Source organism: Alcaligenes sp. NLF5-7 (assembly GCF_024266725.1).
GTDB classification, from domain to species: Bacteria; Pseudomonadota; Gammaproteobacteria; order Burkholderiales; family Burkholderiaceae_B; genus Alcaligenes; species Alcaligenes phenolicus.
Genome location: NZ_CP100755.1, coordinates 3,540,144 through 3,559,682, shown reverse-complemented (window position 1 = coordinate 3,559,682; position 19,539 = coordinate 3,540,144). Strand labels below are relative to the sequence as shown.

The following is a 19,539-nucleotide window of genomic DNA, read 5'->3' as shown; positions in this document are numbered from 1 at the left end:
AAAAGCGCGGCAAGGGTTGCTGCCTGCCCCTGCCGCGTAGGGGAATCAGGCTTTCAACTGGCGCATGCCCTCGGCCAGCAGCCACAGGGAGCGGTTCAGACGAATGTCGGTATCAATGCCCTGTACGGTGCGGGTGCTCTGGCGGCGTCCGTTGGCGCTGCGGCCACGCAAGCCGCCTTTGGTCAGGTTCTCTTGCACCCGGTTGAACGCCATCCACAGATCGGGGCGGCGGTCGTCATACCGGCGCGGCATCAGAATTTGGCTTTCCGTGATGGGCGCGGGCTTGTCGGAGTCGTCGTATTTCAAGGCCAGCGCGGCGCGGGCGAAAATTTCCGCTTCGCCTTCGTCCAGCGTGACGGCCTGCATGGCTTCGCGGGATTCCTGCACCCGCTCGAATCCGTCCAGCACCGCATACGCGCCCTCGATCACCTGCCCGGCGATATCGCCTTTATGCGGGATGCGCACATCAGCCACGATGTCACCGCATACCAGGCCGTTGCTGCATACGAAACGGAATGCCCCGGCCAGCATCTGATAACTGCTCGTACCATCGTGGGAGTTCAAAAGAATGATTTCGTTGGCGATGCTGTCATTCACCTGATTGGCGTGACGGAGCCGAATCATGTGTTTGGTATGTTCGCGCCGTGCTTCGTTGCGCACGCGAGTTTGCGTCACCATGAAGGGCTGAAAACCCTCCTTCCGTAGTTCCGTCAGTACCGCCGCCGTGGGGATGTAGCGGTAGCGTTCTGAACGGCTGTTGTGTGGGGCATCGGCATAGATGGACGGCACCACGGCCCTGATCTGGTCATCAGATAGCGGGGTATCGCTGCGCAGTACGGGGGAGCGGGAAGCAAAACGGGATGCAAGCATGGGATTTCTCCTGACAAAGAAAGGGGTTTGCTTTTCACCGCACACCGGATTCCAAGATTCGGAAGCCCAAGCCTTTGAGCTTTGTTGTGCGGTCGGCACGAAGAACCCGGTTGGCCTCGTTGCCACCGTCTTTCCTGAGTTCGTCGCCCGCGACGGTCAGGAGCCCACGAACGTGGGCCGTCAAGGAAAAAAAGCGACAGGTGGGTGCGGCCCGCAGGCGAGAGCCGAGGACACGGCCTGGCGCGCCTTGCCGGCACGCGGCCACGGGCTACAGTCGCGGATAAGGTGATGAAGTCAGGAAAGATGGCTGGGCAGGCAACAGCCAGTCCTTATGGTGCTGCCCGCAGGCAAGCGCCAGCGCGCAGGCCCGAAGCGGGGAAGCCGGGCCGGAGGCGTCAGGGATGTGCAAGGCTGGCCAAGGCCAGTCCCGTCAGGGATGAGTGATAACGAACCTGGAGCAGCGCGGTCTGCCGAGGCAGAGGCGCCATGAATGGATTACTTTCGGAGGGCGTGAGCCGTCACCACGCCCTAAGCAACAATTCCCTATCATTGAGCTGACTCAGCTCAACAAGAAGGACCATATTCCCTTGCTAAATCTCGATTTAATTTGAGCGGTCGCAATTGAGTTTATTCGTTGATAGAATTTTTGCTCAAGCTCAAAAAGATGCTTATCCGATTCGGAGAGCCCCTGAGCATGATCAGCCAATCGCTTGAAAGCATCTAACATGACGCTTGGCTGTTGAGCCAAAGTAGTTTCGAATCCACCGCGAAATGATCTTTGAATAATTAGCGGATCGATTCCCTCAATCGCTTTATTGGCTTCCTTGGTACGAGAGCGATGTAACTCATTGAATCGCTCCGCCCTATCTTTAAACTCAACTTCGAGCTGATCAGATATCCCAAGAAGGATCCCCAAATCGTCTAACTGGCTATAAAGGGTGTCGTAGCAAACCGGCAAATGTCCTTGGAGCCTCTGAGTCTCATCAAGCAAATCTTGTTGGTTTTTGTTAATTCCTTTAGCTAAAAACCAATACTCTTCGGGAAGCGGTTTAATGCCATTTGACATAACAAATTGAAGCTCCTCCGCCATCACCAAATATGACGCAGACAACTCTTGCTCAGCGATAAATAATCGATTATGAGCGCGGACGCATTCACGAAATGTCTCCTTCGACGGCTTATAAGCGGACTCCATGATTGCCTTATTTAGCGCATCATGATTTCCGTATTTAGCAATGGCCCCCGCAAAAACAAATGACCCAATAAATACCGGAACAATTTTTATAGCAAAGTATTTGAGAACAGCAAAAAAGTATGGGTTGAAGAAATTCCACTGTATTTTAGACATGCCAAGAGACTTCAGTATTGAACCTAATTTTTAGACAAAAGCTCCCGCAAGAGGAGAGCCGTGACGCCCGTGTTTTCCTTCCACCCGGTGCAGGTCATAAAAGTTACGGCAAAAAAACGCCAGCATTTATAGGGGCATGTCGGCATCACGGCAGCACCAACCAATCCGACCCTTCATGCAAACATTCGCGGGCCTTACGCACACTGCGCGCAAACGGGTGCTTTTCGTCCAAACGAACGGAAATGTCCTCCAGCGAGGGAAAACGCAGGTTCACCAGATACTGATGCTGGCCATCACGCGCCGGCACCTTCAACACCGGACACAAGGCTTGCATGCGCCACGCGGCAGCGACCGTACGGGTCTCCTTCAGATTGTCGTACCAGCCGCGGGACACATGTGCCGCCTGCACCTGACGCAAGGACACGCGGATCGAGTACAGGCGCTCCTCAGGATCTAACAATTCCGGGGTATGGCGGCGCTGATGGACCAGCCGCGCGCACACCGCCGCAAGCGGCGACACATGAAACACCGCGATGGCAGGCGTCCTCGCATTGAACCAACGCGTCGACTGCCCGTGACGTTCCCAGGGCGTGCCAGACACCCGCCATAACCGCATGACTTTCTCCTTCCAAGGGGCTTACGCGCCCCGAACATCGGTCCGGACGGTATGTGGCGCCCCGGACGACACCCATGCACCGCGACCTACCGCCCAGCCCAGGCCCAACAGCAATCCCAGCACACCGCCGCCCAGCGCCAGGGCCGGCCGACCCGGCCCGATCGGCGCGGTCGGCACGTACGCGCGCGCATCCCAGGTCGCCACCCGGATCGACAAGGACTGTGCCGCCAGGGTCTCCAACAGCATCTGGCGATGCCGCACCGAAGACAATTCCGGGATGTAGGGTTCGTCCTGTTCACGGGCAAGCAGGACATCGAGTTGCGCCTGCAAAGCCTGACTGCCCCGCAGGTACGCCCGCTCATGCAACGCCGACTCCAGGATCCAGAGGCCTTGGGCCGGGCCGACCTGCCCCACCCTTTGTGCCAGGTTCAGCGCATCCTGCACACGCGCGATCTCAAACCGGCGCTCGACGGCACCCGACTGACGCAACACTTCGACCTGGGTCTGGGCACCTTGCCAGCGCATTTGTATCTCGCTACGCAGATCATCCAGCAACGCGTCCTGCGCCGCCCGCATCGCCCAGGCCACGTAGGTATTGGCCCAGACCGCGATTTGTTCGGGATCGGCGCCGCGCCAGATCAGGGTGCTGCGCTGGCCGCGGCCACTGCGAGCATCAGGCAGCACAATACGCACCGATTCGTCCAGCCGGTTGCGCAGCCGCTCACGCGACAACGGCGTATCGCTTGTCGCGATCTGCGGCTGGACATGCGCCGTGAAAAAACGATCGCGCAACTGCGCCGAGGTCAGATGACGCAAAAATATCCGATAGGCTTGTTCCACGCCCAGAGTCGGAATGGCGTCAGCGCCTTGCGGCGCCTCCTGATCGGCCAGCGCATGCGTCACCACCACCGACGACAACTGATGCGCCAATGCATAGGCCGACAAATCGGCCGGCCTGGGCGGCAGCAACTCGACCCGGGTTTCATACGTCACCGGCACCACCGTCCAAGCAAGCAGTGCCGACACGGCCAAAGCGATCAACGTCACCGCCACCACCCGCCGACGTCCACGCCACACCCACCGCCAAGCGGTCCGCAGCGCGACGGCGTCATGGCTTGGCGGCAGGCCGGCCTCGCTCATCGACCCGTCTCCCGCTGCGCCGTGGTGACAGAGCCGCTTACCGACACGGACGCGCCATGGCCCCAATCCAGACGCAATAAAATAGGCCAACGCAGGCTCGGTGGCGGCGGTGCATCAAGCCGGATGCCCACCAACCGTTGACGGAACTCATGCTCAAGAAAGGGTTCGGGCGGATCGTTCAGCGTCAGCGCAACGAGTTGTCCGCTGTCATCGACCGAGACCCGTGCATACACGGCTTGCGTTTCCATTTGCCACAGACGCACCATCAATGACGCATCCGCGGCCAAGGTGCACTCGATCGCAAACCGGACTTCGCCCACGTAGGCCATCCTGGGTAAAGGAGGAAGCTCGGTCAACGTAGGATCGGCAGGCAGGACCGGCTGCGCGACCGAGGCATGACGCTCGGTCACGGCCGCGATCAGCCTGCGCCACCGTTGCCGGCACAGCTGGAGAACACGCCCCGGCAACCGTGCCGTGTTCGGGTCTTGCCGCATCGCGACCCGCCCTACGCTTCGATCCAGCGCCATCCGCCACCAGGACATCTGCATCTCCCTCTTCGATGGGCAGCTCCGGATCGGACCCCCCGCTTTTTAACGTGCCTGGGCGCCCTCACAGGCCCCGGCTTCAACGCCACGCGCAAACCCACGCGGGCATGAAGTGACCCTGTGCGATCGGTGCTGCCCCCCGGTGTAAAGCCCCGGTTGCTAGGACGACATTCGATGGGTGTAACCCTACGCGCCGCTGACACGCGCTGACAGCACCGATCGCACAAAACCCTCTGCCTTCAAATCTGCTCTAAACTTTTTTGCGTGAGTGCGGCACACGCCCCGCTTTGCCCCGCGTACGCCCATGGCCGGGGCCGGGGCCGAAGCAGGTATCCGCAGCCCGCGGATGGCCTCGTGCGATCAGTACTGTGCCCCGGTGTACGGCCCCGGTTTTCTAGGCGATTAACCCTTTGGAGTGGAACGCTGCCAACACGCTTTCACAGCACTGATCGCTACAAAGCCATCCGCGGCTTATCTTTGTTTACCCCTTAATTCCCTGCTGTCTGTTGCATCGCGTCCAGTGACGAACTCAATACCTTGCCATCCACCGACACGGTGTCGGCGTCGAGCATTCCCGCCAAATACGCCCGGGCCGCATCCTGCTGACGTTGCGCACGCAAGGCCTCAGTCAATGCCCCGCGCACTTGCGTCAAGGGCCGCACCGTCGCCTCGCGCGCATCCACCAGCTTCAGAATGTGCACGCCCGCCGGCTGCGCCACGGGATCGCTGACCTGGCCCGGTTCCAACTTGGCCACCACGGCGCGCAGCCCCGGGACCAGTTGCGCTAAGGGCAAATAGCCGGTGTCACCGCCACGCGCAGCACTGGCCTGATCGTCCGAGTGCTCCGCTGCAAGCGCCGCAAAATCGGCCTGGTCCTCGCGCAGTTGCTTGACAAAGGCCTGCGCCTCTTTGGTCGCACTGGCCACCGCCTTGGCATCGCCCTCGGACGCCGCCAGAAATATCTGGCTTACGCGATAGCGCGCGGGCACGTGGAACTGCGCCTGGTTTGCCTCGTACGCGGCCTGCAGCTCTTGCTCGGATGGATATTCCGGTCCCGGCACAGACACCGATTGCAGGTAGGTGCGCAGAATGATCTGCGCCTCGGCTTCCTGGGCGGCGGCACGAATCTCGGGCTTCTCGTGCCAGCCTTGCTGACGCGCCTGCGCCACCAGCGCCTTATCGGCCAGCCGGCTGCGCAGCCATTGTTCCAGCACCACGCGATCCTGCGTGAGCGCTTCACGCTGCGCCTGGGGCAAGGCGCCTAGGAAGCGCTGCAACTCGTCCTGCGACACGGTCACAGCCCCCAACGAGGCCACCGCCGGGGATGGCGCGGGCGCGTCGGCAGGCGGTGCCTCAATCACGTCGGCCGACGGATCCGGTGCCGTCGCCGGCGCATCGGCAGCCGCCGGGGCCACCGCGGCAGCCGGCTCTTCCGGCTGCACGGGCGCCTCTTCGGCCCGGTTGCACCCGGCCAGCGCCACGGACAAGCCCAGGGCGATCGCACTTTGCGCAAGAAAGCGCGTAGTGGTCACTTTCATGGTCGTGCGCCCCACTGTCATACGGCCGACGATTCCGTGGCCGACTGCTCGTCTGCGGCCGGTGGCACCGCATCCGAGGACGCTTCGTCTGTGCTGGCCGCCGCCAAGGCCTCAGGCGATGCGTTCGTCTGGGCATACTGGCGCAGGAACAACAGAAACTCCTGCAGCAGGCGATCCCACAGTTCCGCATTGGCGCGCAACGCGGCCCGCGTCACGCCGCCGGCGACCACAACGTCCATTTCCAGCACCAGAAAATCGCCCTGGGCCGTCAGGCGCGCAAACCGCTTGCTGATGTTCCAGGACGACTCGACGCCGTCCGGCAGCGCACCTTGCACGCGCAAGGCGCTGCTCAGCGTGTAATCCAGAAACCGCTCGGCTTCCGGGGCGGGATTGCCCGGGCGCACGGAAAAGCCGATGCCTTGCGTGGCGCTGAGCAACTGTCGCTGTCCGTTCTGCTCCGAGATGGAAACGCGACAACCCATCTCCTGCAGCAGTTCCTGCAACTGGTCGGTCGAGACCGCGTGAATGATTTCGGTGGTGGTATCAGTCATGATGCAATTCCTATAACGTTCTGTTTGAACTCAATTGGCAGCCGGTTCGGCCGCGCCCGGCACATACCGGCCGTCGTACAGCTTGTCGCCCAGCGATTGGGCATGCTCATCAAAGTGCACGCGCGCCGCGCCCGCAAAGGGCTGACGGATCTTGAGCAGATCGGCCGTGCTGAAGCTTTCATAGGCAGCCAGGATTTCCTTGCCTGCCGCATACAGTTCGGCGTTCTTGGCCGTGCATTGCGTCAATTGCGCATCGCGCTGCGCCAGGTTGGCGGCCAGCGCCGCGCGCTGGGTTTCCACGCTCGCGGCCTGCTGCTGCAGCGCTTCGTACTCGGTGCGCACCTTGCCGGCCTGCGCCCGGGCGGACGCCACCTGGCTGCGGGCCGCTGCCTGCACGGCATCCTGTTCCTCGGCCAGCGCCTTGGCCTGCCCCTGCGCCTTGCCCAGGTTGGCCTGCAGTTGCTCGATCTGCTTGCGCAGAGCATCGCGCTCAGTCTCGGCGGCCATCTTGGCGGCGTTCAATTGCGCCTGCTGGCTTTGCAACTGCTGCAATTGCTGGGTGGTGGAGCGCAACTGGGTACGCAGACGATCCTCCATGCTGGCTTGCTGCGCCATCACGATGCCGCCCCAGGGCGCAAGCCCCAGCACCAGCAAAAACGCGGGCAGCGCCTGGCGCGCGGATACCGCACGATCTTTGAAGTCGGTCAACAGTTTCATGGCATCAGAACCTGGCGTTCAGTTCGAGTTGCAGCACATCGATCGACAGCGGCGCGCCATAGACTTCCTTGGAACTGCTCCAGCGCAATTGGCCGTAAACGTTCTTCTCGAAGGCGTAGCCCGCGCCGATGAAGTAGCCGCGCGCGTTGGTGCCGCCCAGATGGAAGGACGAATCGTTGTAGCCGTCGGGCATGGCGTCCGGCTCGATGTACTTGTAGCCGGCAAAGGCCATCCAGTCGCCCTTGTTGATCAGGCCCAGGCCGTTGCCCACGGTGGCTTGCACCATCCAGGCGTTGGGACCGCTTTCCACGCCGGTGGGCACGCCGTCCGCGGTATAGGTGCCGTTGCTGGCGATGTTGTACAGCCCGCCCGCGCGGCCGATCATCTTGTCCTCGTCGTACGCGAGGTTGCGCACATAGTTGCCCGCCAGGCGCAGGTTCAGGCCGTCCATGATCCGGGTATCCCAGCGCAGGTTCACGTCCAGCAGGTTGAACTCCGAGGCCAGGCCCACGTACTGCCACTCGTTCCAATCGGCTGGATCAGCCGACCACTGGCGGATGTCGCGTAGCAGGAACAGGGTGTTGCCCTTTTGCATGAAGGACGGGCGCGACCAGTCGGTGTCGCACACGTCGCTGGCCGAGTACACCGTGCAGGCGCTGGAGCGCTGGCCGGTGATGTTGTCGAAGTGGTAGTAGGCCAGGCTGCCGCGCAGGCTGTTGCGCGGGTTGATCCGCCACTCGGCGCCGATCTGCGCGCCGAACAGCCACTTGTTCTCGCTTTTGCCCTCGCCCCATTCATCGTTGCTCCACGGGTTGCTGGAGTAATCGAGCGCGTAGGCGCCCAGCCCGCCGAAGAGCGTGACCGGGCGACCCGACAGCGGCTTATTGAACGCCGCCGAAATACCGTCGAAGTTCAGATCGTTCGACCACAGCAGATCGGTCGAATCAAAGGGGTTGGCCGCGCGGCCCGCGGTGATCGTGGCCCAGTCCATGGGGCGATAGCGCAGATAGACTTGATCGAGCCAGAGGTTCTTCTTGCCCATGCTGTTGCCCAGCGTGTCGGTGGTGGACACGGGGTTATCGTCGCTGCCCGAGGCCAGGCGGATGCCGGCCTCCCACTGATCCGACAGGTGCGCTTTGATGCCCAGTCGGGCCCGAACGCGCCACTGATTGCGCCGATCCTGGCGCGTGTTCAGGTAAGGGATGGCCAGACCGTAAGGCTCGTTGCCGACCACGGTCGGAATGGGGCCGTTCTCGTTCCACTTATTGAAATTGATGATTTCATTGCTGTTGCCACCGTCGAACAGGCGCGACTCGTTGCGCACCCGCACGTCGCCCTCGACCGTGATGCGCGAGGCCCAGTCCGGGAAGGTATTGGGCGCGGCCCAGTTTTCCGCCTGGGCCTGCGCCATCACATCGGCCTTGACCTCGTTGCGGATCTCGTCGCGCACGGTCTCGGGGATGTAGGTCACGCGCACATCGCCGGGCTGCGCCTGGGCGGCGCCGGCCGCGCCGATGTCACGCGCCTGCACGGCTTCGGCCTCGGCCTGGGCGACCAGCGCCTCGGCCTGTTCGGGTTTGAGCACGCCTTGCTCGACCAGCAGGCGGATCAGGTTGATGGTGGCGTTCTGCGACGGAGCCGGTTGCGCCAGCAAAGGGCCGGCCGCGCAGGACAAGGCCAGCGCCACCGCGCAGGCCAACCGGGTGGGATGGGATTTCATGAAAAACACGCTCCAGATAATTGGGTCATAAAATTCGTTCAGGCTCAGCCGGGCCGTCGACCCGTGACCCTGGCCCGGATGGGCATGGACACGGACGCCGGTGGACGTTCATCGAGGCGACCCACTTCGCGCAGCGCGGCAATGAGCGCGGCATCGACCTCGGCGTCACCCGAGGATTGGGTCATTTCCACGCGGGTGATGTCGCCGCCCGCGGTCAGCCACAGCTCGACCTGGACGCGGTACACCAGATTGCGGGTGCGGCTGTCCTCACGCAGAATCTTCTGCACCGCATAGGCGAGGTATTGACTGTAGGTGGCATTGCCCACGCGTCCGCCGCCGCTGCCGCCCATGCCACCGCCTTGGCCGGCGCCGATGTTGAAGCTGTCGGTGCCGGCCTGCGCCTCGCCGTCCATCTGCATGGGGTCGGACAGATCGTCCGAGGGCGTGGGCGGCGCCTCGTCCTGCGGCTGCGGCTCCTCGATCGGGGTCGGCTCCGGTTCGGGCTCGGGCTCCACGACCTCTTCCTCTTTGGGTTCCTCGGGTTCGGGCGGCGGTTCGGGTTCGGGCGGTGGCGGCGGTGGCGGCGGCAAGGGGATGAGCATGTCCGGCTTGGGCGTCTCGCGCCTGATGCCGGCCATGTCGTCGGCCCATTTCCAGACCAGCCAGCCCAGTACGGCCACCAGCGCCGCAATCAAAACAATCACCACGATGCGCCGCCACGGCCGGCGCGCCGGCTCGGAGGCGTCTAACAGACTGCCCAGCGATTCGGGCTCATCCGGCGCACGGTGCTGGCGATCATCGGGTTTGGGAGATTCAGGCAACATCGTAGAAACACCAACGGGGCTACTGGGGTTTGCCGGTCACCAGACCGACTTGAGAAAGCTCGAGGCGTCGCAACAGATCCAGCACTTCCACCACCTTCTGGTACTGAACGACCGAATCGCCGCGCACGATAATCGGAAAGTCCGGGTTGAGCGCCTTTTCGGTGCGCAGTCGGTCTTCCAGCTCGGGCAGCGTCACTGGATACGCATCCAGAAACACCTGTCCGGCCTCGTTGATGGAAATCGCCTTGGTCTTGGGCTGCACCAGGGACACCGTGGAGCTGGCCTTGGGCAGGTTCACCTGAATGCCGGAGACCTGCGCGGTCGCCGTCAGGATGAACATGACCAGCACCACCATCAGCACATCCACCAGCGGCGTGATGTTGATGTCGCTTGCCGAGTCCATGTCCTCGTCTTCGTCGCGTATCGCGGCCATGTCGCGCTCCTTCAGACCGTGCCGACCGGCGCGGTGCTGGCCAGGCGGGCATCGTGTGATGACTGGCCGTTCACACCGGTCGCCTTGGGGGCTTTGGGGGGCTTGGGCGCATTGGATGCGGCGCCCTGTGTGGCCTCGGGCGGCGCCTGGTTGTAGACTTCGGCCAGGCGGGTCACGAACTCATCGACGAACACCCGCATGTCGGCGCCGACCTCTTTGTTGCGGCCCACGATGCGGTTGTAGCCAAACAGGGCCGGAATCGCGACGAACAAACCGGCGGCGGTGGCCAGCAGCGCGGCGGCCATCCCGGGCGCAATCGCGTTGATGTTCACGTCACCGGCCATGGCCGTGCCCAGGAACACCACCATGATGCCCAGCACCGTGCCCAGCAGCCCGATATAAGGGCCGCCGGCGATGGCGTTGGACAGAATGCCCATGCGCGCGCCCAGCCGCTGGTTCTCCTTGGTGCGCACCCCGTCCATGGAGGCGCGGATCGATTCGATGGTCTGCGGCGTCATGGCATGCACGCCTTGCGCCCGGCGCGTGCGCACTTCGTTGATGGCGGTTTCATACAGGCGCCACAAGGACGCGTCCTTCAGACGCCCGGCCAGGCTCGTATCGTCGGCCAGCATTTCCAACTGCTGCCCCACCTTGGCGAACACGGTGCGAAACTCGCTGTTGGCGCGCTGAATGCGGCCGACAGCGCGGCTTTTACGCGCCATGATGATCCAGGACTGCACCATCATGAAGGCCAGCACCGCCAGCACGATCCAGGCATCGAACGGCACGGCCGCGAACAAAAAGCCCAGCGCGCCGAAGCCGAAACCGGACTGCTCTTCATCCACGCCGTAGACGGTCAGACGCGATTCCGCGCCTTGTGCGGTGGCGTCGGCAAAGATCAGCGCCGCCGGACGCGCCACCTTGGACAGGCGCAACTCATCGATGGCGCCCACAAACGGAGCGTAAGTCACGCTGGGCGCCGCCACCGTCGCGGCATCGGCCTCAAGCGTTTCAACGCCTTCGGCCACGACAGCCTCGGCCTCCACAGGCGCCTGAACGGCCGGCGCGGCGCCCGGCACGTCACCGCCCAGGGCGGCGACCGTATTGAGCGGCGGCAAGCTGGCGGCCAGCGACGCGGTGGCGCGCCCTTGCACATACAACACGATCTGGCTGCCGTCGGCCGTCACGGCCAGATGCTGCCAGGCGCCCGGCGACACCGGCGCACCGGCCGGGCTGCGTTGGCCGTTGACCTCAACGAAGGGCACGCCCTGATCCAGACCGATCAGCAGGCTGTTGGCGCCATCGCGGCGGGCATAGACCAGTTGCTGGCCGGCGGGCTGATCCGCGCGGATCCAGGCGCTGAACGTGAACGCGCCCGCGGCCGGTACCGCCAGCGAGGGGCTGGCCGGCAGCATCATGGGCGCGGTGCCCGCGAACTGCGCGGCGCGCCCGACCACGCCGTCGATCACACCGGCCGGCGGCGTCTGCGCATGGTTGGTGTAGGCCGTGCTGTCGCGCGCCGGCGCACCCAACGCGCCATCGAAGTGATAGACCAGTGTGTAGTTGGGATCGAAGGTGATCTGGCCGTTGGAGGCGACCGGCGCCTTTTCGTTGCCGTAGTACATCCAGATGTCCTGGCGTGCGCCGCCCAGCACCTCGGGGATATCGACCCACACGAGCGCCATGCCCATCAGCGGATCGAAGCTTTCCACCTGGTGATTGAGCACGATCTGGTCGTCGCCGGTCACGAAACGCAGGTCCGAGCCGTTTTCATTTGTGCCATCAAAGGCGAAGTTGCCGGTGTGCAGGCGCACCAGCAGCGGCGTGCGACCCACCGTCTCGCCGATGGCGCCGCCCTCAGGCGTGGTGTCGATGGATATCTGTTTGCGGTACTGCCAGTCAGGCTGCCACCAGGCACTGGCCACCGAGGGCAGCCAGCTCGCCGCCAGGGCGAGGATGAGAATAATGAGGCGTTGCATGGGTGAAATACTCCGGGAACGATTCAGGCAAAGAGTTAAAAGCTGGCGCGCACGCTAAAGTGCAGGCGCGGATCATGTCGGTCGGTGTTGGCGCTGTCTTTGAGCGGATAGGCCCAGTCCGCGTGCAGCGACAGCCAGTCGAACATCTGCAAACGGGTGCCCAGGCCGATGCTGGCTAGGCGAAAACTTGATTCCTGTTCAGGCAAGGGATCGCGCAGGCGCAATCCGGCCATGTCGCCAAAGGCGTAGAAGCGCCATTCGTTCACGTGCGGGCCAAGCCAACGGGCCAGCGACGGCGTGCGCAGCTCCAGCGAGCCGATCCAGCCATCGTCCGCGCTACGCTCGGCGGCCAGATAGCCGCGCACGCTGGTGGCGCCGCCCGCCGAGAACTGTTCGTTGGACACGAGCGCACCCGAGGCCAGCTGAAAGCCCGCGCGCCCGTAGAGCTGCCAATCCTTGGCGAAGGTCTCGGTGTGGCTCAGATCGCCCTTGAAGACCATGAAGCTGGGGTTGGCAAGATAACGTTTGTCGTCGAACTCGTCCCATTCGCTGTTCATGCCGAAAAAGCTGCGGCTCGCGCCGGTGAGCGTCAGTCCGATGCTGCTTTGCGAGCGCTCGGTGTAGCGGTAGCCGTTATAGGCCAGCGTGACCGGCAGATAGGTCAGCGGCACGGACTGCGACTCCTCGCCAAAGCGCGTGTGCTCGTCGAAGTCCTTGTAGTCCAGGCCCAGGGAGAAGGTGTTGTACCAATTACCCGCCTGCGGGAAGGTGTAGGTGGCATGCATGCCGAAGGAATGGCCTTTGCCCAGGACGTTGGTGCCGCCCACGGTGGCCACGTCGCTGTCGGACTTGTATCCCGAGAACGCCAGGCGCCACCGCTCGGACAGCGGCAGCGAGTAGGACGCCGACCAAACCTTGGCGTCGTCCATATCGCGCGGCGCGGTGAAGTACGTGAGCGAAAAAGCGTGCCCGCGCTGCCACAGGTTGTCGTGGCCCAGCGTGGCGACGCTGCGCAAATTGGTGGTGTCGGCGCTGTAGTCGTTGTTCAGGCCGATGCTGGCGCTCCAGGGGTTTTTGTCCTCCACGCGTAGATCCACGTCCATGGTGCCGGGCAGCTGCCCTTCCCTGACCATGGGCATGACCTGGCGGCCGCCGCCGCGGTTCAGCGCGGCCAGCTCGGTCTGGGCTTGCGCAAAATCGGGCACCTTGCCCTCTTGCAGCGCGGGCACCCCGTCGCGGATGGCCAGCGGCGAGTAATGCTCGGCGCCCACCACGCGCACACGCCCGACCTTGGTTTCGCTCACCTGGAAAAAGACCACGCCGTCCTGCACCGCCTGCTCGGGCAGGTCGACGTACACCGACTGGTAGCCCTGGGCGTGATAGGCTTCCTGCAGGGCGTCCCGCGCCTTTTCGACGTCAGACAAGGTGCGGTTCGGTCCCAGATAGGGATACACCGCCTTTTCGATGGCGCGGTTATCGAGTACCGTGTTGCCACGCACGATGTACTCGTTGATATTGACCTGCGGCTCGCCCTGGGCCAACGCGGCGCAAGGCAATAGCGTGGGCAGCAGCGCCAGCGCGGCGGCCCGCCGGGCGCAGGCGCCCCATCGAGTGTAAAACCGGGCGGCGGCCCCGGCAATGTCAGTATCTGGCCTCACGATGCTTCTCGTTCCTCAATCAGATGAACGGCACGCCTCGTGCGCAAGATCACCTGACCCCGGACAAGACGCGCCGCATGGCTCGTTGTCTTAGAGACGGCCCAGCCCCTGATGATGAACCGGATGTCACAAAAACTTCACATCAAACACGTTCCGTGGGCGCACGAAGGGGGACGGCGCCGATCGAACACACCCCATGACAAGCGATGGACCACAACCATCAGACATCCCGGTTTACGCTTCACGGGTAACCAAAGTGTCATCGATGGATGCTTCAGTTTGATGTAGGGTGAATGAAATCCACTAATAAGACGGTCATCTGTCGTCTTTTCCCTATCGCCATGCGCCTTCCCCTATTCGCCCTGCTGCTGTCCCTGCCCGCCTCCGCCGCGTGGGGTCAGGATGTGTCGCCCGCACCGGAGCGTGCCAAAAACACGGGTTGCGTGGATGTGGTGGTCAATGGCCGCGCCGCGCTGTCCTACGATTGCCTGAACGAGCAGCTCACGCCCAACGTCGAGGCGTCCGGGCCCCGAACCGGCACCCTGGAGTCCGAAGCTATCACGCAGCGAGGCCCCAACGCCATGGGGCTGCCCAACCCCGCCACCATCGGCAACCGGATGGGCAATCAGTTCGGCCAGTCGGCCTTTCCGCAGCGCCCGCCCACGCCCCATAGCGCACCGCATCTGATCGGTAAATAAGCAGCCCTACGACCGGACCGCCGTAAGCACCCTCAACCGCACGCAATGATTCTGAAATATCCCTATGTAACCATTCACGCACCGTCTGGACTACAGCCATTCAATATGGGTACATATCGCGCGGCATCGACCGGCGCACACGAGGAACCGTCGCGCCTGGAAGGCGACATCTCACATGAAATCGGCGCGGTGCTGCACGCGCTGATTCTTGTCGTGGTGATGCTGCTCACATCGCTGATGGTCGGCGCGATCATCACTGCCCTAACGGCCTGAATGACTCCAGAGCATCCCCACACAAGCCCGTGCATCAAAGAAACGACGCCAGCACTGCTGGTGACGCTCGAACGCACCCTCGGTGCGCTGGATCTAGCCCTCTGCAGCCAGCATGGACAATCACACTGGGAAACCCTAACCCATCTTGTCAAAACGATCGACGGTCTGTTGACGCTAATGGAACACGACGGCCGTCCACCGCACGTCGCAATGACCGGCGATGCGCATGAACCACCAACATCGATCCGGGCCAACGTTGCCCTGAAAGATGCGCCGGTACCGTCAACGCACCCAGCCCCCTTCATCTGACGGTCGATACTCCAGGAAAAACCGCGCTCAACATGTCAACACGCGCCCCCACCATGGGGTAGACGCTCCAGTGCGTGTGATCAACTGGCTCGCCTGTAGGCATTCGGCGGGGAACGTAGAATACGTTGATCACACACCGAATCCGATACGCTGGTCTAGACGGCCGAGAATGGATCGACGAGAGAGACAGCAAAGGAGCGCAATCGTGGAGAACACCGACGACAAAGAACCCGATTCATTGAGCCTGGGACCCAACGCACTGACACTATGGGCGCAGGAGCATCGACGCGACTATGAAGCAGAATCCGCTAAACGCGCTCAAGCGCTGGAGCTGGCAATCCAATGTATTAACAATGGCACGCTGACGTTGTTGGATGGCCCGGACTCCCCGCTGTCTTGCCGGATCAAATCACACCACCGCCTGAGTGGATTCGAAATGAACAGCCACTGGATCGGAACTGCACAAAGCTGGCAATGCCCGTGCTGCCACAGAAGCAAGTTCGACATATCCCGGCCAGGCAACAAGGGGCAGATCCTGGCCAAACTGGTTGAGCATCATGACCATATGAGTGAGGCGCTCAAAGCCGCCTTCAGTCAGGCGTTCATACACACCGAAACGAATCATCAGACCAACACCGGGTTAGCCTTGGTTGAACGCATGGCTGCCGCCTTTGCTGCTTACGATCCCGTACTGATCTGCGAAGACTGCAATAATGCAGACGCTCGCGCCAAAGCCTTGCTTTCGCAGCACGACCCGCTAAACCTCAAACATCAATCGTTTTCTATTGGACAACTCCAGCAGTTCATTGAATCAAGCCCTCATGCGTCGCACCAGATCAACGAAGAAGCGTTAAAGAGCCTTTGGACAACCGTCCGCCCTGCCTACAAGGCGCGGATGGCGTTGATTTTCGAGGTCGCCAAGGCCGCCGTCACTCAAGACCACTGGTACGAAAAATACCCGCTGGACTTTATTCCGGTTCCCACGTTGGAAAACCGAACCCGCATTCACAGCAACCAATGGGGCTTTGAATGGATTTCCTCCGAAGCGCTACAACGCGCCTTCCAGGAAAAGACGATATCCCATCGCTCCAACTGGAGCCGTTGGCGCCAGGAGCAGAAGAAACCCTCCCGTACGCCACCAGCCAACTATCAAGCGATCATTCTGTCTCAGCCGGGTTCGGCCAGAATGTGGAAAGAAGTCGACGACGACTGGCACTGTCCTAGCTGCGAAAGGCCCAAGCACCAAACCGTGAAGTACCGCAATGGAAAAATCGGTTTTCAGACTCATTCGCCCACGCCGAGGAGTAAGGCATGGCGCCATATTCCGTTCATTTGCATGGACTGCTGCGCGGTTGTCAAAAGCATGTCATGGGAGCTGACAAAGGGCTTTGGTGTGACGGTTCAAGCGACATTCGACAGCATTACGCCCGAACAGCTGCGTAGCATCATGACCGCACGCCCCTACTCACCGCCACTCATTGATTCAGCCAAAGCCAAAGCCCTGGTCGAAGACTTCGTCCGCAACTCCGCCTAGGCGTCCCGCCCGGCCGGTGAGACGCCTAGGCCTCTCGTTAACAGAAGAATAAGGGAAGCCCGCAGGCTTCCCAAAAGAGCCGCTCAGACCAATCCCTGCTCCGCCATGGACACGACCGACGCGCCGGCCACGATGAAGTGATCCAGCAGCGTCACGTCGATCAACGCCAGCGCCTGCTTCAAATGTTTGGTCAGTTGAATGTCGGCTTGACTGGCCTCCGCCACCCCACTCGGATGGTTATGCACCAAAAAGATCGCCTTGGCGTTGTGCTGCAATGCCAGCTTAGCAATCTCGCGAGGATAAACGCTGGCCTGATCCAGCGTGCCCCGAAAAGGCTCCAGATAGGTGATCAGTCGATGCTGCGAATCTACGAGCATCATCCCGCAGACCTCATGCTCCAGACTGGGATTGAGCTTCATCCGCAAAAAGTCGCGTACCGCAGTGGGGCTGTTCAGCGCTTGGCCACGCAGCTCCTCGGTATTGACCAGTTCGCGCGCCACGACAAGGATCTCCTTGCGACTGGCCGGGCGCACCGCGCCCCCCGCATCGCGCACCAGCAACGCGCCGGCGTTCAGGGCATTGGAATTAAGAGAAAGGGAATATTGCTGCATGTCAGCCTCCGGTTCGAAGTCTCAGGCGGAATTGCCTGGAACCGAAGGGGTCACGCCGCAGCGCAAGCCGTCACAGGGTCGAAGACGTCCGCAGGACGCCAGCGCAGCCATGCGCGCCCGCCCTTGACGGCGAGAACGGCGTGACACAATGAAGGGAACAGTAAGGCCGCCCCTCTCCCAACAGCAAACGGTCCGGGGTAGGCAAGTGCCGATAGGCACGCGCCAGGCGTCAGCGATACGCAAGGCGGGTACGTCCCGTCAGGGATGAGCGAAAAGCGAACCTGAAGCAGCGCGGCCCGGCCAGGGCGACGCAGTGGAAACCACAAGAATAGACAATGTAGGTACAAAAACTGGGCAACGTGTCACCGACGCGTCCAACTCCGCCCCGCACACACCTTTGCTTCAATCGACGATGGAGCCGTTATCAATGGCCAATTGTGTATAAGCCGAGAGCGTCCGCGTCGCCTCAAAATACCGATCCCGCATGACCGGACGCTCGTGCGGCCCCACAATCGAGGACAAATCGGACAGGCGCACCGTGCCCAGCTCGGGCATGCCGATTCCGACGTCTATCAAGCCATAGGCCGTATCGCCATCGTCCGGATCCAGCGCCGCCAGCAGCCACGTGGCGTGCGCATCCGGCGTGAACAGACGCACCACCGGCAACGGATCAAAGGTGGGATCGTCCGCACGGGCACGGCCATTGGCAAGCAACAGCACACGCTGGTCGTCGGTCAGCAGGCTCACGGCGCCCTCCCTTTGCAAAGATATGGACCCACCGTCGCACATCAGTGTTTCACAACGACGTATGCGACAACATACACTCGCCGCAACCCGAAAGACGCGGTGCCGTCGCAGCCAGTATAGAGGCAGAAACGACGCAATCACAGAAAATGAACACTATAGATTGTAGCCCTATAGGTCGCAATAGGCTGTCATTTTGGTTTTTAAGGGGAAACCATAGGTGGCAGCAGGATACTCATTGGCGAAGGCGTTAAAGACCGTCAGGAAAGCGCGTGGCTTGAGCCAGGAAGCGTTCTCCGACGTGTCCAGCCGCACCTATATGAGCTCACTGGAACGCGACCTGAAAAACCCCACGTTGAACAAACTTGCCGAACTTTGTGAGGTCATGGACGTGCATCCACTGACCCTGCTGACGCTGGCTTACGCAGACAATACGCATGACGCCGACGCACTGCTCACGCAAGTTCGCGAAGAACTGGCGCAGGTGCTGGCGGCGCGCCAAGAACCCTAGCCAAGCCCCCCGCCCTGCGCCACCGCTACGTCGCGCCTTCGAAGACACCGCGCAGGGATTCCTCTATGTCGATGCCCATCCGCCTGCCCACCCTTCCCGCTGAAGTCGATACCGCAAGGGCGATCCTTCAAAGCCATTTGGCGGGATCGTTGTGCGCGATATATCGTCACGGCTCAGCCGTCGCCGACGGACTTCGTCCTCACAGCGATATCGATATGCTGGGGGTCGTTGACCAGCCGATCGCGCCCGAGACTCGGCGCCATCTGATTACCGAACTGATGGCGATATCGGGCCGCTACCCGTCGGATCCCGCGGAACGCCGCCCGCTGGAAATGTTGATTTTTCTGCGCGCCGATCTTGAAGCCCTGCCCTATCCGGCACGTTGCGAATTCGTGTACGGAGAATGGCTGCGTCACGACTACGAGGCAGGGGCAGTCACTGAACCCGTGTCCGATCCCGAATTGACCGTGGTCCTGGCACAAGCCCGACAGGAGGCCATCCCTCTGATCGGCCCCACCGCCACAGACCTTCTGCCTGCGGTGCCGAAAGCGGACGTCCGTCGGGCCATGAAAGATGGCCTGCCGACGTTGATGACGTCGTTATCCGGGGATGAACGAAACGTCCTGCTTACCCTGGCGCGTATGTGGCACACCTTGGCCACCGGCGAGTTCGTGTCCAAGGATAGGGCTGCCGACTGGGCGACTGCTCGCCTGCCCCACACACAAGCCGCCATCTTGACCCACGCGCGAAACGACTACATGCGGGGCACCACGCGCGATTGGCAGGCGTGCCAACCAGCGCTGCGGCAGACGGCCAGCGCATTGCACGAGCAGGTACAGGCCAATCTCTGACCTCTGACGAGCTTGCCATCAAGGCCCATCAGTAAAATATTCATGACATGGTCCATGGCGTGGTCCGCC

General features: G+C 62.2%; 20 protein-coding genes. 5 read left to right on the top strand and 15 right to left on the bottom strand.

Annotated features, from left to right (window positions below):
* Positions 1–45: 45 nt before the first annotated feature.
* From MID00_RS16375 to MID00_RS16315, 13 genes are all read right to left on the bottom strand, one after another.
* Positions 46–870, bottom strand: a complete 825-nt coding sequence (locus MID00_RS16375; RefSeq protein ID WP_254499095.1) for a DUF932 domain-containing protein — start codon at positions 868–870, stop codon at positions 46–48.
* Between the two features lie 559 nt (positions 871–1,429).
* On the bottom strand, positions 1,430–2,218 hold the full coding sequence (locus MID00_RS16370; protein WP_254499094.1) for a hypothetical protein: 789 nt from the start codon (positions 2,216–2,218) through the stop codon (positions 1,430–1,432).
* 145 nt (positions 2,219–2,363) lie between these two features.
* On the bottom strand, positions 2,364–2,834 hold the full coding sequence (locus tag MID00_RS16365) for a hypothetical protein (RefSeq protein WP_254499093.1): 471 nt from the start codon (positions 2,832–2,834) through the stop codon (positions 2,364–2,366).
* A gap of 21 nt (positions 2,835–2,855) precedes the next feature.
* The gene (locus MID00_RS16360) at positions 2,856–3,974 is read right to left on the bottom strand and encodes a hypothetical protein (protein WP_254499092.1); all 1,119 of its coding nucleotides are present in this window, start codon (positions 3,972–3,974) and stop codon (positions 2,856–2,858) included.
* On the bottom strand, positions 3,971–4,384 hold the full coding sequence (locus MID00_RS16355) for a hypothetical protein (protein WP_254499091.1): 414 nt from the start codon (positions 4,382–4,384) through the stop codon (positions 3,971–3,973). The genes MID00_RS16360 and MID00_RS16355 overlap by 4 nt, the downstream gene beginning before the upstream one ends.
* Before the next feature lie 623 nt (positions 4,385–5,007).
* Complete coding sequence (locus tag MID00_RS16350; RefSeq protein ID WP_254499090.1) at positions 5,008–6,057, bottom strand: peptidylprolyl isomerase; 1,050 nt, start codon at positions 6,055–6,057, stop codon at positions 5,008–5,010.
* A 17-nt stretch (positions 6,058–6,074) separates the two neighbouring features.
* Positions 6,075–6,608, bottom strand: a complete 534-nt coding sequence (locus MID00_RS16345; protein WP_254499089.1) for a YbjN domain-containing protein — start codon at positions 6,606–6,608, stop codon at positions 6,075–6,077.
* A gap of 30 nt (positions 6,609–6,638) precedes the next feature.
* Positions 6,639–7,325 (bottom strand): DNA repair protein, encoded by a 687-nt coding sequence (locus tag MID00_RS16340; protein ID WP_254499088.1) that lies wholly within the window; start codon positions 7,323–7,325, stop codon positions 6,639–6,641.
* A 4-nt stretch (positions 7,326–7,329) separates the two neighbouring features.
* Positions 7,330–9,045, bottom strand: coding sequence for a putative porin (locus tag MID00_RS16335; RefSeq protein ID WP_254499087.1), 1,716 nt, complete (start codon positions 9,043–9,045; stop codon positions 7,330–7,332).
* A 44-nt stretch (positions 9,046–9,089) separates the two neighbouring features.
* A complete protein-coding gene (locus MID00_RS16330; protein ID WP_254499086.1) occupies positions 9,090–9,869 on the bottom strand; it encodes a TonB family protein in 780 nt (259 codons plus the stop codon).
* Between the two features lie 19 nt (positions 9,870–9,888).
* Entirely contained in the window at positions 9,889–10,302 is a 414-nt protein-coding gene (locus MID00_RS16325; RefSeq protein WP_254499085.1) for a biopolymer transporter ExbD, read from the bottom strand.
* Positions 10,303–10,313: 11 nt separating this feature from the next.
* Positions 10,314–12,281 carry a DUF2341 domain-containing protein gene (locus tag MID00_RS16320; RefSeq protein ID WP_254499084.1) on the bottom strand — a complete coding sequence of 656 codons (1,968 nt, stop codon included), beginning with the start codon at positions 12,279–12,281 and terminating at the stop codon, positions 10,314–10,316.
* 35 nt (positions 12,282–12,316) lie between these two features.
* Positions 12,317–13,939 (bottom strand): ShlB/FhaC/HecB family hemolysin secretion/activation protein, encoded by a 1,623-nt coding sequence (locus MID00_RS16315; protein ID WP_254499083.1) that lies wholly within the window; start codon positions 13,937–13,939, stop codon positions 12,317–12,319.
* A 293-nt stretch (positions 13,940–14,232) separates the two neighbouring features.
* Here MID00_RS16315 and MID00_RS16310 point away from each other — a divergent pair, with 293 nt between their 5' ends.
* The 3 genes from MID00_RS16310 (at position 14,233) to MID00_RS16300 (ending at position 16,753) form a co-directional block, all read left to right on the top strand.
* On the top strand, positions 14,233–14,637 hold the full coding sequence (locus MID00_RS16310; protein ID WP_254499082.1) for a hypothetical protein: 405 nt from the start codon (positions 14,233–14,235) through the stop codon (positions 14,635–14,637).
* Positions 14,638–14,742: 105 nt separating this feature from the next.
* On the top strand, positions 14,743–14,910 hold the full coding sequence (locus MID00_RS16305; protein ID WP_254499081.1) for a hypothetical protein: 168 nt from the start codon (positions 14,743–14,745) through the stop codon (positions 14,908–14,910).
* Between the two features lie 514 nt (positions 14,911–15,424).
* Entirely contained in the window at positions 15,425–16,753 is a 1,329-nt protein-coding gene (locus MID00_RS16300) for a hypothetical protein (protein ID WP_254499080.1), read from the top strand.
* An 83-nt stretch (positions 16,754–16,836) separates the two neighbouring features.
* Here the strand turns inward: MID00_RS16300 and MID00_RS16295 are convergent, their stop codons facing one another.
* Together MID00_RS16295 and MID00_RS16290 are read right to left on the bottom strand one after the other, a co-directional pair.
* The gene (locus MID00_RS16295) at positions 16,837–17,364 is read right to left on the bottom strand and encodes a JAB domain-containing protein (protein ID WP_254499079.1); all 528 of its coding nucleotides are present in this window, start codon (positions 17,362–17,364) and stop codon (positions 16,837–16,839) included.
* 402 nt (positions 17,365–17,766) lie between these two features.
* On the bottom strand, positions 17,767–18,153 hold the full coding sequence (locus tag MID00_RS16290; RefSeq protein WP_254499078.1) for a DUF2958 domain-containing protein: 387 nt from the start codon (positions 18,151–18,153) through the stop codon (positions 17,767–17,769).
* Positions 18,154–18,328: 175 nt separating this feature from the next.
* On the opposite strand from MID00_RS16290, the gene MID00_RS16285 reads away from it, so the two are divergent.
* Together MID00_RS16285 and MID00_RS16280 are read left to right on the top strand one after the other, a co-directional pair.
* On the top strand, positions 18,329–18,619 hold the full coding sequence (locus MID00_RS16285) for a helix-turn-helix domain-containing protein (RefSeq protein WP_254499077.1): 291 nt from the start codon (positions 18,329–18,331) through the stop codon (positions 18,617–18,619).
* 65 nt (positions 18,620–18,684) lie between these two features.
* Positions 18,685–19,470, top strand: a complete 786-nt coding sequence (locus tag MID00_RS16280) for an aminoglycoside adenylyltransferase family protein (protein ID WP_254499076.1) — start codon at positions 18,685–18,687, stop codon at positions 19,468–19,470.
* The last annotated feature ends 69 nt before the right edge of the window (positions 19,471–19,539 follow it).